Source organism: Nocardioides sp. 616, assembly GCF_002930065.1.
In the GTDB taxonomy this organism is placed as follows: domain Bacteria; phylum Actinomycetota; class Actinomycetes; order Propionibacteriales; family Nocardioidaceae; genus Nocardioides; species Nocardioides houyundeii.
The window spans coordinates 35,180-50,959 of sequence record NZ_POAG01000023.1 but is presented as its reverse complement, the minus strand read 5'-3'; the positions used below and the strand labels follow the sequence as shown (position 1 = coordinate 50,959).

Annotated in this window: 14 protein-coding genes; 6 read left to right on the top strand and 8 right to left on the bottom strand. The window is 70.8% G+C overall.

Going from position 1 to position 15,780, the window contains the following annotated elements:
• The 4 genes from C5H89_RS16390 to C5H89_RS16375 all read right to left on the bottom strand — a co-directional run.
• On the bottom strand, positions 1-2,319 hold a 2,319-nt coding region (locus C5H89_RS16390), incomplete at its 3' end, for a cutinase family protein (RefSeq protein ID WP_114149432.1).
• A 1-nt stretch (position 2,320) separates the two neighbouring features.
• Entirely contained in the window at positions 2,321-3,640 is a 1,320-nt protein-coding gene (locus tag C5H89_RS16385) for a phospholipase D-like domain-containing protein (protein ID WP_104108054.1), read from the bottom strand.
• Positions 3,641-3,790: 150 nt separating this feature from the next.
• Positions 3,791-4,246, bottom strand: coding sequence for a hypothetical protein (locus C5H89_RS16380; protein WP_104108053.1), 456 nt, complete (start codon positions 4,244-4,246; stop codon positions 3,791-3,793).
• Positions 4,243-5,538, bottom strand: a complete 1,296-nt coding sequence (locus C5H89_RS16375) for an endonuclease/exonuclease/phosphatase family protein (RefSeq protein WP_162799427.1) — start codon at positions 5,536-5,538, stop codon at positions 4,243-4,245. Before C5H89_RS16375 ends, C5H89_RS16380 begins: the two co-directional genes overlap by 4 nt.
• 189 nt (positions 5,539-5,727) lie before the next feature.
• Here C5H89_RS16375 and C5H89_RS19175 point away from each other — a divergent pair, with 189 nt between their 5' ends.
• Genes C5H89_RS19175 through C5H89_RS16350 form a run of 4 tightly spaced genes read left to right on the top strand, consistent with a single transcriptional unit; the run spans position 5,728 to position 9,032 of the window.
• Positions 5,728-6,972 (top strand): CBS domain-containing protein, encoded by a 1,245-nt coding sequence (locus C5H89_RS19175; protein WP_205305085.1) that lies wholly within the window; start codon positions 5,728-5,730, stop codon positions 6,970-6,972.
• Complete coding sequence (locus C5H89_RS16360; protein WP_104108050.1) at positions 6,969-7,502, top strand: DUF1003 domain-containing protein; 534 nt, start codon at positions 6,969-6,971, stop codon at positions 7,500-7,502. The genes C5H89_RS19175 and C5H89_RS16360 overlap by 4 nt, the downstream gene beginning before the upstream one ends.
• Positions 7,503-7,547: 45 nt before the next feature.
• Positions 7,548-8,711, top strand: coding sequence for an Mrp/NBP35 family ATP-binding protein (locus C5H89_RS16355; RefSeq protein WP_104108049.1), 1,164 nt, complete (start codon positions 7,548-7,550; stop codon positions 8,709-8,711).
• Between the two features lie 3 nt (positions 8,712-8,714).
• A complete protein-coding gene (locus tag C5H89_RS16350) occupies positions 8,715-9,032 on the top strand; it encodes a sec-independent translocase (protein WP_104108048.1) in 318 nt (105 codons plus the stop codon).
• Positions 9,033-9,099: 67 nt separating this feature from the next.
• Here C5H89_RS16350 and C5H89_RS16345 read toward each other — a convergent pair whose 3' ends face one another.
• A complete protein-coding gene (locus C5H89_RS16345) occupies positions 9,100-9,630 on the bottom strand; it encodes a hypothetical protein (protein ID WP_104108134.1) in 531 nt (176 codons plus the stop codon).
• A gap of 124 nt (positions 9,631-9,754) precedes the next feature.
• Here C5H89_RS16345 and C5H89_RS16340 point away from each other — a divergent pair, with 124 nt between their 5' ends.
• Both C5H89_RS16340 and C5H89_RS16335 read left to right on the top strand, forming a co-directional pair.
• Positions 9,755-10,495, top strand: a complete 741-nt coding sequence (locus C5H89_RS16340; RefSeq protein WP_162799426.1) for a LysM peptidoglycan-binding domain-containing protein — start codon at positions 9,755-9,757, stop codon at positions 10,493-10,495.
• Entirely contained in the window at positions 10,492-11,004 is a 513-nt protein-coding gene (locus C5H89_RS16335) for an Rv3235 family protein (protein WP_104108046.1), read from the top strand. The genes C5H89_RS16340 and C5H89_RS16335 overlap by 4 nt, the downstream gene beginning before the upstream one ends.
• A gap of 6 nt (positions 11,005-11,010) precedes the next feature.
• Here the strand turns inward: C5H89_RS16335 and secA are convergent, their stop codons facing one another.
• The 3 genes from secA to C5H89_RS16320 all read right to left on the bottom strand — a co-directional run bounded on the left by secA (position 11,011) and on the right by C5H89_RS16320 (position 15,767).
• A complete protein-coding gene (secA, locus tag C5H89_RS16330) occupies positions 11,011-13,842 on the bottom strand; it encodes a preprotein translocase subunit SecA (RefSeq protein WP_104108045.1) in 2,832 nt (943 codons plus the stop codon).
• A gap of 93 nt (positions 13,843-13,935) precedes the next feature.
• Complete coding sequence (locus C5H89_RS16325; RefSeq protein WP_104108044.1) at positions 13,936-15,120, bottom strand: crosslink repair DNA glycosylase YcaQ family protein; 1,185 nt, start codon at positions 15,118-15,120, stop codon at positions 13,936-13,938.
• Complete coding sequence (locus C5H89_RS16320; RefSeq protein ID WP_240181924.1) at positions 15,120-15,767, bottom strand: response regulator transcription factor; 648 nt, start codon at positions 15,765-15,767, stop codon at positions 15,120-15,122. Before C5H89_RS16320 ends, C5H89_RS16325 begins: the two co-directional genes overlap by 1 nt.
• Positions 15,768-15,780 lie beyond the last annotated feature (13 nt).

The following is a 15,780-nucleotide window of genomic DNA, read 5'->3' as shown; positions in this document are numbered from 1 at the left end:
GGCCTTGCGGCTGGCCAGCCGCGCCGAGACGGCGGGACGGCCGGCGATCCCGGCGGTGGCGATGCGCTTGGCACCCCACTGCTTGACCTGCTGGTTGGTCAGCGGGGTGGGAGCGACCCAGGTGGGCCTGGGCGCGGTCGGCATCGCGGCGGCCGACTGGACACCGTTGCCCAGCTGTCCCTGGTCGTTGGCGCCCCAACAGGTCGGGCCGCCGCTCGACAGGGCGCACGCGTGCATCCATCCGGCGGCCACGGCACCCCCGACCGAGGTCACGCCTGCGGGGACAGGAACCGTGGAGGACGCCGACGTCGCCGGGCCCAGCTGGCCGTAGCGATTGTCGCCCCAGCACCACACCGCACCGCTGCGCTCCGAGGCGCACGCGCCGGCGAGGCCCGTGGCCACCTGCGCCCAGCTGCCGTTCCCGCCCGCGACCGAGACCGGGGTGGCCCGATCGGCGTAGGTCCCGTCGCCGACGCCGCCCGAGGCGTTGTCGCCCCAGCAGCGCAGCCCGCCGTCCACCAGCACGCCGCAGGTCCGCCCCCAGGTGGCACTCAGCTGGGTGAAGGACCCCTCGCCCTTGACCCGCTGCGGCCGCACCCGCAGGGTCGTGGTCCCGTCACCGACCTCACCGAAGGTGTTCTCCCCCCAGCACCACGCAGAGCCGTCACCGGCGGTGCCGCAGGTGTGCCAGCCCCCCGCCGTCACGCCGGTCCACTGCTGGTCGCCGAGCACCCGGAGCGGGGTGCTGCGCGAGGAGGTCTTGCCGTTGCCGAGCTGGCCCCGACCGTTCTGGCCCCAGCACCACATGCTGCCGTCAGCCTGGGTCGCGCAGGCGTGCCCCCAGGAGGCGGAGACCTCGCGCCACGTGGCACCGGTGCCGACCTGGCGGGGCAGGTTGGAGCTGGTCTTGTCGGTGCCCCCGAGCTGACCGAAGTTGTTCAGCCCCCAGCACCACAGCGTCCCGTCGGTCTTCACCCCGCAGGTGAAGCTGCCCCCGGTGGCCACCCGGGCCCAGCCGGAGCCCGCGACCTGCGCGGGAGAGACCCTCAGCGTGTTGGTGCCGTCGCCGAGCTGGCCGAAGTCGTTGCGGCCCCAGCACCAGGCGGACCCGTCCACGCGCACCTCGCACGTGCTCTGGCCCCCTGCGCTCAGCGCGCCGGACGCGGCACGGGCGTTGAGCAGCACCTTGCCGGAGCGCGCCGTGGTGGCGGGCGACGTGCCCGCCACGGTGAAGGAGACCTCGTAGATCCCCGAGGACGCGAGCTCCCCGCTGAGCACTCCCGTCTCGGACAGGGTGAGACCGGTCGGGACGGAGACCGGAACCCAGCGGACCGCGGGAGCGACCGGCGAGCCACCGGTGGCCTGCAGCTGCACCGAGATCGGCTCACCGGCGGCCACCATCAGCTGCTGCTCGACCGGGTCCGGCCAGAGCGAGAGCTGCGTCCAGGCGACGTCGGCGGCCTGACGGAGCACCGCCTTGGAGGCGCCCTTGTGGTAGGAGCCGGAGACCTTCAGCGCCGTGCCGACCTTGGTCCGACCGGGGTTGCAGACGAGGTCGGCACGGTGGCAGACCGAGATGGCGCGGAACGTCGGCACCGATCCCGGCACGTCACCCACCGACTTGCCGAACCGGGCGATCACACCCTTGGACCCGTTGCCGGCGGACGGCTTGCCCAGCGGACGGCCCGTCGAGGATTTCGGGACCCGCAAGGGGTCGGAGACCAGCACGACTCCGGCGACGTTGCCGAGCTTGCCCGCCTTGTCCAGCTTCTGGGAGACCAGGTGCGCCACGGCAGCACCCTGGGCGTAGCCCACCAGCAGCACCTGCTGCTCCGGACAGCTCGCCATCCGCTTGGCCAGCAGGGCGCGGGTCCTCTTCACGCCCGCGCCCACCGGCGCCTTCCAGCGCCGCAGCTGCTTCTTGGAGACCGCCTTGGTGGCGGGGGTCCCGGCCTTCCGGCCGCCCTTGAGCACCTTGTTGGCCGGGGTGCCGACGCGGATCCGGGACGTGGTGACCGACCGGTTCTGCGCCGTCGCCCTGGCGGTGACCTTGTTCGCGACCCCTGCGACCACCGCGCCGTAGGCGGCCTTGCGTCCCTGGCCGTTGCCGTCGATGCCGACCACGAGCACGTCGGTGCAGGCCGACGCGGCCGACCGCTGCACCTCCGGCAGCGGCGCGACCTCGGCGCCCTGCTGGTCAGCGACCACCAGGAGCACGGAGCCGAGCACGCAGGCCGCCACCGCCCTGGCCACCGTGGCGCGAGTCGCGGTCCGTGAGACGGAAGCGAGGCTGCGGAGTGACCAGGGCGCACGCGTCATGTCAGTTCTCCTCCTTGATGAGGGCGTACGGATCGACGCCCTCGATCAACGTGGTGTCGTTGCCAGGCATCGCCCGACGCCCGGCCGCCTTGCCGGGGGTGTTCGGATCCGCACCCCATGCCTTGGGCCGGTGGGTGAACATGTAGTCGATCCACTTGATGTACTTGGTGGTGACGCCGCCCTTGTAGACCTGGCCCAGGACCTCGTCGCTGGCCAGGGCCACCGGAGTCCAGTTGGCCGAGCCGTTGAGCGTGAACTTCGCGGCCGGGTTGCCCGCGTAGTTGCCGCTGATCGCCATCGCCTTCATGTGGACGTAGCGGTCGTAGACGCCGTCCTCGTTCGAGTCGTAGGCGAGGTGGGTCAGCGGGACCCCGGCCTGACGCAGGATCTTGAGGACGTTGTTGCCGAACATGGCGTAGACGATCCGGATGTTGCAACCCTGCTTGCGCAGCGAGGCGAGCTTGTTGGCGATCTTGATGCCGCGGTCGCCGTACATGGCGGTCTGGGCGATCCGGATCCGGGTGCGACCGTTCTTGGTCGCGGCACCGGTGCAGGAGACCTGCTTGAGGATGTCGATGACGGGGTCGCCCACCGCGCCCTCACCGCGGAACGGGTAGAAGCCGTTGGCCGTGACGCCGTCGGTGTAGCCCACCAGCCCCTGCTTGACCGTCTTCTGCCGCGCCATCTGGTTGAACACCTTCTCGAAGACGGCGTAGCGCGCGGTGTCCCGCTTGATCGTGTAGAGGTCGTTCCACTGGATCGTGGCGCCCAGCTCGGTGGCGTTGTAGGAGCCGTACATGATCACGTCCGGGACCTTCACGACCCGGCTGAACAGGAAGAACTTGGTGTGCGCGATGCCGCTCTTGCCCCGGCAGGCGCTGACGCACTTGCGCACCCAGCTGCGCATCTCTTTGGACCGCTGCTTGTTGCCCTTCTTCAGACCCTCGATCAACCGGCGCACGTCGGCGTTGGGGTTGTTGGGGTTGTAGTTGTGGCGGTCCATCACGACCTGCACGCTGATCTTGCGCTCCTGGTGCGCACGGATCAGCGAGGTGACGATGCTCGCGCTGCGCACGTTCCACGAGGCGATCCGGATCTTCTGCTTCTTCGGGACGCTGTCGATCGTGCGGTTCACCTGGCGGATCAGCCGCCGCACCTCCTGCGGCTTGCCGTAGGGGTCGTTGAACGCCGGCCCCGACTTGGGCACGAAGTTGTCGGGTGCCGGCTTGGCCGGTTTGGCCAGGGCCGGGCTGCCGAGCCCGAGGGTGGCCGACACCATCAAGGCGACGGAGAGGAGTGCGACGACGAATGACTTGCGCAAGGCTGGTCCCAGAATCTCGAAAAGTTGCCCGGGCGCCAGCGCTACTGGAACCCATGTGCCGGGCTGGAATACGGACAGTGTAGGCGAAAGTTGACTGCGGTCACTTCTTCACCACTGGTCACAGAGGTGAGGGAAGGGCGTTGCTGCCGCTCAGGCCCCGCAGGCAGAGAGAGCGCTCTGGAACTGGGGGTTCTTGGCCAAGGGGGTGGCGGACTCGACGACCCTCTCGCCCTTGGCCGCGTAGAAGGTGCGTCCGAAGGTCACCAGGTTCTGGCCCGAGGAGCAGGGGTACACGAAGGCGTCGCGCCACTTCGTCCCGTCCAGGCATCCCTGGTAGCGGCGCGGCAGGACCTGTCCGTCCACCCACACCTCCTCGCACAGGGGCCCCTCGGGGAGCGCCTCCTCCTCGGTCGACTCCGTGGGGGTCCCCTCCGGGCTGGGCGAGGAGGAGACGGACGCCCCCGGGGTGCTCGCGGAGTCGTCGGAGGCGGTGTCGGAGGAGTCCGCCCCACACCCGGTGAGCAGCACCGCGAGCACGGCCGCGAGCAGGATCGACGCCGCGGGGCACCGACGCTTGGGTGCTGAGGTCGGGAGTGAGGTCCTCATTGTTCTCCTGGGTCGGTGACTTGGACTGCTGCGTGGATGAAGTAGTGGTCGCTGGCGCGGGCCAGGGACGCCCCGTCCTGCACGTAGCCGGAGAAGCTGACACCGCCGCCACCGCCGCCCATGATCCAGTCGACGCGCAACGGGCGCGGCGGGAGCGAGCAGCCTGCTCCCCCGCCGTTGGCCGCCAGGAACCCCGTGGCGCCGCAGACCGAGTAGAAGAACTCCTCGTGCTCGTTCACGTCTCCCACGATGAGCACCGGCTTGCCGTTGCGTGCCTGGAGCTCCTTGATCAGCGAGATCTGGCGAGCGGTGGCCGCGTCCCGCTGGCCCTCCAGGTCCCGGGCGGAGTTGTGGGTGGTGATGACCCAGAACTGCGCCTGGGTCTCCCGGTCGCGCAGCAGGACGAAGGGCAGTGGGATCGTCTGGCTGTCGAAGACATAGCTGACCGAACCGGTCTCGAGCAGCTCGAACCGCGAGTCGCGCCACGCGATCTGCAGGCGCTGACCGTTGCTGCCCAGCTGGTGCTGCGGCCACACGGTGTAGCCGGGGAGCCGGTTCAGGAGCACCGGAAGCTGGTCGTCCTGCACCTCCTGCAGGCCCACCACGTCGACGCCACGGGAGGTGACCAGCCCGGCGGAGATGCCGGCCCGCTCAGGTCCGGGACCGTAGCCACCGGCACCGCGGGTGTGCTGGCTGCCCAGGATGTTGAGGCTGCCGACCCGGAACGTGGAGGTCTTGGCCATCGCTGCGCGCCGGGCCATCGCCTTGCGGCGCTTCTGCTGCTTCTTCTTGCGAGCAGCCGCCTGACGGGCGGCGATCCGCTCGACCTGCCGCTTCTTGGCGCGGGTCGCGGCGATCTTGGTGCGCCGGTGCAGGTCGGCGGCGAACGCCCAGGTGCTGGCTGTGCCGGGGCGGTCGCGCAGCAGAGCCCGGGTCACCTGGCCGGCGCGGTCCTGCTGGCCCTCCCCTGCGGCTCCGGTCCCCTGCTCGGCCTGTCCCTTGGTCCGCGCTGCGCCCCGCTCCTGCCCTGCGGCCTGCTCGGTGGCCTCCGCAGCGACGGGCCCACCCGTGGGGGAGCCCTGCGGACCGAGAGGGGCAGAGGCCCCGTCGGGCACCGTGTCCTGGGCGCCCCAGAACGCTCGCCCGGGGACGACCACCAGGCCGAGCACCAGCACGAGGCCGAGGGCGCTCGCCAGGACCCGCCACGACGGCAGGGATACCTGCCTGGGTCCACCGGGCGCCGGGCGCTGGGCCGGGCGCGGCTCTCGGTGGTTGGCTCGATGGTTGGACATCGAGACACCCTTCTGCCGTGGGACTAGAACCGCTCTGCACACACCGACCCTGCGCCGGGTGTCCTAGATGGTCCATCAGGGTAACGCATCTCCAGGGGGCCCGGTCTGCGTTGTCGAACGCCCCACGACAGGCCCGCGCGCCGCGTCGGTGCCACGGCAGCGACGCATCGCACAGGTAACCTTGCGCGCGTGAGCAACACCCCCTCGCGCGTCTACGTGGCCCGCCTCGTCGGCCTGCCGATCTTCGACCCCCAGGGGGACCAGGTCGGCAAGGTGCGCGACCTGGTGGTCACGGTGCGGGGCGAGGCCAGCCAGCCGCGGGTGCTCGGGCTGGTGGCCGAGGTGTTCGGCCGACGGCGGATCTTCGTGCCCATGACCAGGGTGACCCACCTCGACAGCGGGCAGGTCTACACCACGGGGCTGCTCAACATGCGACGGTTCGAGCAGCGGGCCACCGAGACCCTGGTGATGGCGCAGATGCTCGACCGGTCGGTCCGCATCGTGCCCACCGACGTCCGGGGCACGGTGTACGACGTGGCGATGGAGCAGGCGCGCACCCGTGACTGGGTGCTCAGCCGGGTCGCGGTCCAGGAGCCGGCGAAGGGGTTCCGCCGACGTGGCCAGACCTACATCGTGGACTGGCGCGACCTCGAGGGGCTCTCCCGGCACGAGCCGTCGCAGGGCGCCACGCACCTGATCGCGGCGATCAGCGACATGCGCCCGGCGGACGCGGCTCACATGATCCACGACCTCCCGGCCGAGCGGCGTACCGCCGTGGTGGCTGCGATGGACGACGAGCGACTGGCCGACGTCCTCGAGGAGCTGCCCGAGGAGGACCAGGTCCAGATCATGGAGCGCCTGGACTCCGAGCGCGCCGCGGACGTGCTGGAGGAGATGTCGGCCGACGACGCCGCGGACCTGATCGCCGACCTCGCGCCCGAGACCGCGGCCACGCTCCTGGCCCTGATGGCGCCCGGGGAGGCTGAGGACGTCCGGCGCCTGATGTCCTACGCGGAGCGGACCGCCGGCGCGATGATGACGCCGGAGCCGGTGATCCTGGGACCCGACGCCACCATCGCCGACGCCCTCGCGCACGTGCGCAACCCCGACCTGACACCGGCACTGGCCGCCCTGGTCTACATCTGCCGCCAGCCGCTGGAGACCCCGACCGGTCGGCTCCTGGGTGCGGCCCACATCCAGCGCCTGCTGCGCGAGCCCCCGTCCACCCTGGTCGCAGCGGCCCTGGACAGCTCCCTGGACCCGTTGCACCCCGAGGCGCGCATCGACGAGGTCGCCGCCCACCTCGCGACGTACAACCTGGTCGCCGCTCCGGTGGTGGACGAGGAGGGCCGCCTGCTGGGGGCGGTCACCGTTGACGACCTCCTCGACCACATGCTGCCGGAGAACTGGCGGGACCAGGCGGTGCGCCGATGAGCGAGTCCCGGCCCGCCCGCAGCCGGCTGGACACGCCGCGCGACACCCGGCGCAGCCTGCGACCCCGGCGCTCCTACGACGCCGACGCGTTCGGGGTGTTCGCCGAGCAGTTCGCCCGATTCATGGGGACGGCGCGCTTCCTGGCCTACATGACGATCTTCGTGGCCGTCTGGATGGCCTGGAACATCCTGGCCCCCACCCAGTGGCGCTTCGACGAGTTCCCCTTCATCTTCCTCACCCTGATGCTCAGCCTCCAGGCGTCGTACGCCGCCCCGCTGATCCTGCTGGCCCAGAATCGGCAGGAGGTCCGGGACAAGGTGGTGGCCGAGCAGGACCGCCAGGTCAACGCCCGCGCCCACGCGGACATGGAGTTCCTGGCGCGTGAGGTCGCCTCGCTGCGGATGTCGGTGGGCGAGGTGGTCACCCGCGACTTCCTCCGCTCGGAGTTCCGGGGCCTGCTCAACGACCTCGACGAGCGCTCCCGGCCGGTCGACCCCGACGAGGACGAGCCCGGGGTCGCCGACCGCTGACTCCGCCGGAGGTCGCGCTGGGAGGGGCAACTACGCTTGGGCCCCATGAGCACCCCCACCGTCGAGCAGGTCACCGCTGCACTCGCGACCGTCCACGACCCGGAGATCAAGCGGCCGATCACCGACCTCGGCATGGTCGAGAGCGTCGGGATCTCCCCTGACGGCCGCGTGGCCGTCACCGTCCTGCTGACCGTGGCCGGATGCCCCCTCAAGGACACCATCACCCGGGACGTCACCGGCGCCGTCTCGGCCGTGGCGGGCGTCACCGACGTCATCCTCACCCTGGGCGTCATGTCCCCGGAGCAGCGCAGCCAGCTCGGCGAGAACCTGCGTGGCGGCCAGGCCCAGCGCGAGATCCCGTTCGCCCAGCCCGGCTCGCTGACCAAGGTGTACGCCATCGCCAGCGGCAAGGGAGGGGTCGGCAAGTCGTCGGTCACCGTGAACCTCGCCCTGGCGCTGGCCGACGAGGGACTCAAGGTCGGCATCGTCGACGCCGACATCTACGGGCACTCGGTCCCGGCGATGCTGGGTGTGGCGGACCACCGCCCGACCCAGGTCGACGACCTGATCATGCCCGTCCCGACCCCCTCGGGCGTCTCGGTGATCTCCATCGGCATGCTCAAGCCGCGCCGCGACCAGGTGGTCGCGTGGCGCGGCCCGATGCTGGACCGGGCGCTGGTGCAGATGCTGGCTGACGTCTACTGGGGCGACCTGGACGTGCTGCTGCTGGACCTCCCGCCGGGCACCGGCGACGTCGCCATCTCGCTGGGACAGCACCTCCCCAACGCCGAGGTCGTCGTGGTCACCACGCCGCAGGAGGCCGCCGCCGAGGTCGCCGAGCGCGCCGGCACCATGGCCTCGATGATGCACCAGCGCGTGGTGGGCGTCGTGGAGAACATGTCCTACCTGCCCTGCCCGCACTGCACCCCCGAGGGCAAGGAGCACAAGCTGGAGATCTTCGGGGCCGGCGGTGGCGAGCGGGTCGCCAAGACGCTGTCGGAGCGCTTCGGCTACGACGTGCCGGTGCTGGGCTCGGTGCCGCTGGAGCTCTCGCTGCGCGCGGGCGGCGACGCCGGCCGGCCGATCGTGGAGTCCGATCCCACCGCGCCGGCGGCGATCGTGCTGCGCGACATCGCCAAGGCGCTGCACGGACGTGGCCGCGGACTGGCCGGCATGCAGCTGGGGCTCACCCCGTCCAGTAAGTTCTGACCCATGCTGGGAGTCGGCCTGCCGGAGATGGCGGTGATCGCGTTCGTCGCGGTCCTCGTCTTCGGTCCCGACCGGCTCCCCGAGCTCGCCAAGCAGGCCGCACAGATGGTCCGCAAGGTCCGCACCTTGGCGAACTCGGCCCGTGACGAGCTGCGCACCGAGCTCGGCCCGGAGTATGCCGACCTCGAGCTGCGGGACCTCGACCCGCGCAGCGTGGTCCGCAAGCACATCATGGAGGCCATGGAGGACGAGCCGTCGCGTCCCGCCCCGGCACGACTGGCTGCAGGGGCGATCCCGCCGTACGACGTCGAGGCCACCTGAGCCTGGGCACGGCTGAGACCGCCCGCTCGATCGGCTGCCGGGTCCGGCTGCTGGGCCCGACCGGCGTTCACTGCTCGTTGCGCACCGCGCTGAGCTGCTCCAGGGAGAGCAGCCGCACCCCTCCCCCGGTGCCGAGCTCGAGGAAGTCGCTGCCGACCCGACCCAGCGCGCCCTCGTGCCTGGACCCCTCGCTGGTCCACAGCACGCAGGGCACCACCTCGTCAGCCAGCCTCCTGAGCGCCGAGGCGACGGTCAGCCGCTGCACGGCGGTCCAGGCGACCTCCGGCACCGAGCGCGCCGAGGCGCCGTGGACGGCCACGACCTGCCGGGTCCACACCGTCCAGCGTGCGTTGTCGCGGACCACCTGACACCACCCCGGCCCCACCCGCTCCAGGGTGCCGCGGATCCGGCCGACCCCGCGCACCTCGACCTCGAGACTTCGCTCGAGCGAGGCCATCAGCCGACTGTCCAGCGTCACCGCCTGGTACTCGGCGCGAGCTCGGTCCGCCACCTCCGCCGACCGCTCGAGGTGGTGCAGCGACTCCGCCTGCGCCTCCAGATCCTCAAAGAGCTCGAAGAGCTCCTCCTCGCCAGCCATGAGGGCAGTGTGCCGCAGCCGCCGCGGGCGTGCCGCGCTGCTTCGCACCTGTGGACAAACCCCTTGACGAAGGGCTGCAAACATCAGTTGAATGCCGTAAACACACGCAAACGAAGGGATCGACATGGTCAGGGGACACGGAACGGACCGAGCACCCTGGTGGCGGTGCCTGCTGGTGTGGCTGACCACCACGAGCGCCTGCGGGGCCGGGGCCTGGCTGTGCACGCGGACGCTGACCGAGCCCGGTGACGGCACGGCGAGCTCCGGCTTCGACTCGCTCCTGCTGGCTGCGGCGGCACTCGCGGGCGTCGTCAGCCTGGGGTGGATCTGGCTGGTCGCGACCCTGGCCAGCTGCGAGGCGGCACGCGGGCGAACCAGCGCCCGGCACGGCGGCGCACTGCGGCGGCTCGTGCTCGCGGCCTGCGGTGGCGCACTCCTGCTCAGCAGCACCGGACCGGCGCTGGCCCACGCGGGGGACGCCGCACGGCCCGGCCGGCACGGGGTCCCCAGCTCGGTGGCAGGGCTGCCGTTCCCCGACCGGGCCACCGACCCGAGGATCGGCGTGCAGGTCGAGCCGCAGCACACAGCGCAGAGCCGAGGCGTGAGCGCTCCGCTCGCCTCCCGGGACCCGGGTCCGCCACCGACCGACGGGCCTGGTGAGGTCCGGGTGGTCCGGCAGGGGGACACCCTGTGGGCCCTGGCATCCGAGCGCCTGCCCGGATCCGCCACGCCCGAGCAGGTCGACCGGGCCTGGCGCGCGATCCACCGCCGCAACCGGGAGGTGGTCGGACCGGACCCCGACCTCATCGTCCCCGGACAGTCGCTGGTCCTGCCGGCCGTGGGCCCCGAGGACGGCCGGTCATGAGCCCCCAGCACGCCACCGTGCACCCGCTGCGGCTCGCCGTGCCGGTGGCCACCGTCCAGGGCACGCTCGCCCTGGACCTGATGCCCCTGCTCGACCCGCCGGTCACCAATGCCGAGCCAGGCCGGCCCGGGTGCGACGTGGTGCCGGTCGACATCCGGCTGCGGGAGCGGCTCGAGCAGTGGGTCGGACGCTACGTGCAGGCCAGCGTCGAGATCGTGGCGGGCGACCGCCCCGCCGCCCAGCTCGCTCGCTGGACCCGCCGCGACGTGCAGCAGGACCTGGCGCGGCGAGCCGAGCTGGTCGCCCGGGCCGGCGGCCACCGCCCGGGTCAGGGCAGGCGGCGCGAGGTCACCAGGTCCCAGGTGGTCGCAGTGCGGATCACCTTCCCGGCGCACGGGGTCGTCGAGGCGTCCGCCCACGTGCGCCACGGCGAGAGGTCACGCGCCGTGGCTGCACGCTTCGAGACGTTCCGGGACCGATGGATCTGCACGGCCCTGGAGTTCTGCTGATCCGGCCTAGCCGCTGACCCGGGTGGTGTAGCCCGAAGCTCCGCCGGGAGCACCGTGGCACTTCTTGAACTTCTTGCCCGACCCGCAGGGGCAGTCCGCGTTGCGACCGGTCCCGGCGAACGGGTCCTCGGGCTTGTTCTCCTCCGCCTTGACCTCGACGTCACCGTCCTCCGCGGGGGCGGAGTAGGTCAGCTGCGTCGGACGGCTGGGCTTGTCCAGGCCCTTGGCACGCACCTGGGGGGCGTGGGCGGCCGCGGCGGCCAGGTCGATCCCCGAGGCCGGGGCCTCGACCTCGTCGGCCGTGTCCCCGGCAGCGACCTCGGCCGGCTGCTCGTCCGCTTCCTCGACCTCTACGGTGAGGTTGAACAGGAACCCGACCGACTCCTCCTTGATGCCTTCCATCATGGCGGCGAACATGTCGAAGCCCTCGCGCTGGTACTCCACCAGGGGGTCGCGCTGGGAGTAGGCGCGCAGGTAGATGCCCTCACGCAGGTAGTCCATCTCGTAGAGGTGCTCGCGCCACTTGCGGTCCAGCACCGAGAGGACGACCCGGCGCTCGAGCTCGCGCATCGCCTCGGCACCGATCTCCTCCTCGCGCCGGTCGTAGGCGGCCTGCGCGTCCTTCTGCAAGGAGGTGACCAGGGCCTCGCGCGTCAGGTTGCCCCGACCTCCCGCCTCAGCCTCCAGCGACTCCAGCGTGAACGACATCGGGTAGAGCTGCTTGAGCGCGGTCTCCAGGGCGTCGAGGTCCCAGCCCTCGGCGTAGTCGACGGTCGCACCGGTGACGTAGCCGGCGATCACGTCGTCGACGAAGGTGCGGATCTGCTCCTCGAGGTCAGCACCCTCGAGCACCCGACGGCGCTCGCCGTAGATGACCTCGCGCTGACGGCTCATCACGTCGTCGTACTTGAGGACGTTCTTGCGCGACTCGAAGTTCTGCGACTCCAGGTTGGCCTGGGCACTGGCGATGGAGCTGGAGACCCGCTTGTTCTCGATCGGGACGTCGTCAGGCACCTTGAGCACCTGCAGCACCCGGTCCACCCACTCGGACTTGAACAGGCGCATCATCTCGTCCTGCAGGGACAGGTAGAACCGGCTCTCCCCCGGGTCACCCTGGCGACCCGAGCGACCGCGCAGCTGGTTGTCGATGCGCCGTGACTCGTGGCGCTCCGTGCCGATCACGTAGAGACCGCCGGCGGCCTTGACCTCCTCGTGCTCGCTGGCGACCTGCGCCTTGATGCGCTCCAGGGTGTCGGGCCACCGCGCCTCGTACTCGGCCGCGGTCTCCCCGGCCGGCTCGAGGCCCGCCTTGCGCAGCTCCTGGTCGGCCAGGAACTCCACCGATCCGCCGAGCATGATGTCGGTGCCTCGCCCGGCCATGTTCGTGGCGACCGTGACCGCGCCCTTGTGACCGGCGAGGGCGACGATCTTGGCCTCGTCCGCGTGCACCTTGGCGTTGAGCACCGAGTGCGGGACGCCGCGCTTGCGCAGCAGCCCCGAGAGCAGCTCGGACTTCTCCACCGAGACGGTGCCGACCAGGATGGGCTGACCCTTCTTGTGGCGCTCCTCGATGTCGGTGACGACCGCGTCGTACTTGGCCTCCTCGGTGCGGTAGACCAGGTCGGGCTGGTCCACCCGCAGCATCGGCTTGTTGGTGCGGATCGGCACCACGCCGAGCTTGTAGGTCTTGTCGAACTCCGCCGCCTCGGTCATGGCCGTGCCGGTCATGCCCGAGAGCTTGTCGTAGAGGCGGAAGTAGTTCTGCAGGGTGACCGTGGCCAGCGTCTGGTACTCCTCGCGGACGGTCACCCCCTCCTTGGCCTCGATGGCCTGGTGCAGGCCGTCGTTGTAGCGGCGGCCCGCGAGCATCCGGCCGGTGTGCTCGTCGACGATGAGCACCTCGCCGTCCATGACGACGTACTCCTTGTCGTTGCGGAACAGCTCCTTGGCCTTGATGGAGTTGTTCATGAAGGAGATCAGCGGCGTGTTGACCGAGTCGTACAGGTTGTCGATGCCCAGGTGGTCCTCGACCTTGGTGATGCCCGGCTCGAGGACCGAGATGGTGCGCTTCTTCTCGTCGACCTCGTAGTCGACGTCCCGGGTCATGTTGCGGGCGATCACCGCGAACTCGGCGTACCAGTGCACCTCGTCCTGGGTGGGACCGCTGATGATCAGCGGGGTCCGCGCCTCGTCGATCAGGATGGAGTCCACCTCGTCCACGATCGCGAAGTTGTGGCCGCGCTGGACGCACTCCTCGATCGAGTCCGCCATGTTGTCGCGCAGGTAGTCGAAGCCGAGCTCGTTGTTGGTGCCGTAGGTGATGTCGCAGGCGTAGGCCTCGCGCCGCTCCGCGGGACGCATCGAGGGCAGGATCACGCCCGTGGTCAGCCCCAGGAAGTGGTGGATGCGCCCCATCCACTCCGCGTGGTACTTGGCGAGGTAGTCGTTGACCGTGACCACGTGCACGCCCTTGCCGGACAGTGCGTTGAGGTAAGACGGGAGGGTGGCGACCAGGGTCTTGCCCTCACCGGTCTTCATCTCCGCGATGTTGCCCAGGTGCAGGGCTGCGCCACCCATGATCTGGACGTCGTAGTGCCGCTGGCCGATCACCCGTCGCGAAGCCTCGCGGACGGTGGCGAACGCCTCAGGCATCAGGTCGTCGAGCGACTCCCCGGCCGCGTAGCGCTCCTTGAACTCCGCGGTCATGTCGCGCAGCTCTTCGTCGCTCATCGCGACGAAGTCGTCCTCGATGGCGTTGACGGCTTGTGAGATGGTCTCCAGCTGGCGGAGGATCTTGCCCTCGCCGATGCGGAGCAGCTTGTCGATGATGGCAGGCACGAACGCAGACTCCCTGATTGGTCATGAGCGGCACCGGCGGATGGCTGCACGGGACCAAGCGCCATCGTAACCGGCAGACCACAACCTTCCCGCTCAGACCCGCAGCCGCGCCGCCAGGTCCCCGCGGGCGACGATGCTCACGTCCCTCATCCCGAGCCATCCCGCCAGCCTGCGCAGCTCGACGGAGAGCTCGGCCGCGGTCTCCTCGGGAGCTCCGGGCTCGGCGTGGGCGGCCTGGACCATCAGCACCGAGGAGGACCGGTCGGCCTTGAGGTCCACCCGCGCCACCAGCCTGTCCCCGAGCAGGAAGGGCAGGACGTAGTAGCCGTGCACCCGCTTGTGCACGGGTGTGTAGATCTCGATCCGGTAGCGGAAGTCGAACAGGGCCTCGGTGCGGCTCCGCTCCCAGACCAGGGGGTCGAACGGGCTGAGCAGAGCGCGCGCGTGCACCTGCCGGGGCAGCCGGGCGGCATGGTGCAGGTACGCCGGCCGGGACCAACCCGAGACCGTCACCGGCTCCAGCTCGCCGGTCTCGACCAGCGTGCCGACCGCGACGCGGGCCTGCGCCAGCGGCATCCGGTAGTAGTCGGCGAGGCACCGGAGGCTGGCGACCCCGTGGGAGCGGGCCGCCCGGCGTACCAGCTCCAGCTGCGCCTGGGCCGGGTCGGGCACCGGCGCCTGGAGCACGTGCGCCGGAAGCACCCGTTCGGGGAGGTCGTAGATGACCTCGAACGAGGGTGAGCGTCCGGCGATGGCCACGTCCCCGACGAGGAAGAGGTAGTCCAGCACCTTGCGTGCCTCGGACCAGTTCCACCCCCAGTGCTGGGAGGTGCGGGGGCCACTGAACTCGCCGTCCAGCTGGCGGGCGGTCACCGGTCCCCGCTCGGCGACCGCCGCCAGGATCCGGGGCTCGAGGCTGGGGTCCGCGGTGAAGCCCCACTTGCCGCGCTGGGTGCGGTAGTCGTCCATGCGGTGGCGCATCAGGGGCCAGAGCTCGACCGGCATCAGGGCTTGCACGTGCGCCCAGTACTCCACCAGCCGTCGGGGCCTGGCGGCCGAGGCGCGCCGCAGCAGGTCCACGTCGTAGGGGCCCAGCCGCGAGTACAGCGGCAGGTAGTGCGCCCGTTGCAGCACGTTGACCGAGTCGACCTGGAGCACGCCGGTGCGCGCCACCGTGCGCTGCAGGGAGCGCATCGTCGCGACCGCGTGCGGCCGGTCGGCGAACCCCTGCGCGGCGAGGGCCACCCGGCGCGCGGATGCCGGCGAGAGGACCCTCATCAGGACAGGTCGAGCAGCTTTTCCCTGACCGCGTACATCACGGCCTCCATCCGGGAGTGCAGCTGGAGCTTCTCCAGCATGTTGCGCACGTGGTTCTTCACGGTGTTCTCGGAGATGAACAGCTGCTTGGCGATCTCACGGTTGTTCATCCCCGTCGCCACCAGGCGCAGCACCTCCAGCTCACGCTCGGTCAGCCGGAGTCCGGGCACCTGGCTGCGCTCGGGCTTGGACATCTGCTTGAACTCGTCGATCAGCTTCACGGCCATCGACGGGGAGATCAGGGACTGCCCGTCGGCGACCACCCGGATGCCCTGGGCGACCTCCTCGATCGAGGAGTCCTTGAGCAGGTATCCGGCCGCCCCGCCCTTGACCGCCTCGTAGAGATCCGCCTCCTCGTCGGAGACGGTCAGCATGATGACCTTGGCCGACGGGTTGGCCTCCTTGATGGCGCGGCAGGCCTCGATCCCGCTGCGCCGCGGCATCCGCACGTCGAGCAGCACCACGTCGGGCGCCATGGAGGTGGCCAGGTCGGTGGCGGCGATGCCGTCCCCCGCCTCGGCGACGACCTCGATGTCCGACTCCTGGCTCAGCAGCATCGTGAGCCCGCGGCGGAACAGTTCCTGGTCATCGGCGAGGATGACCCTGATGGGCTCATCCGCG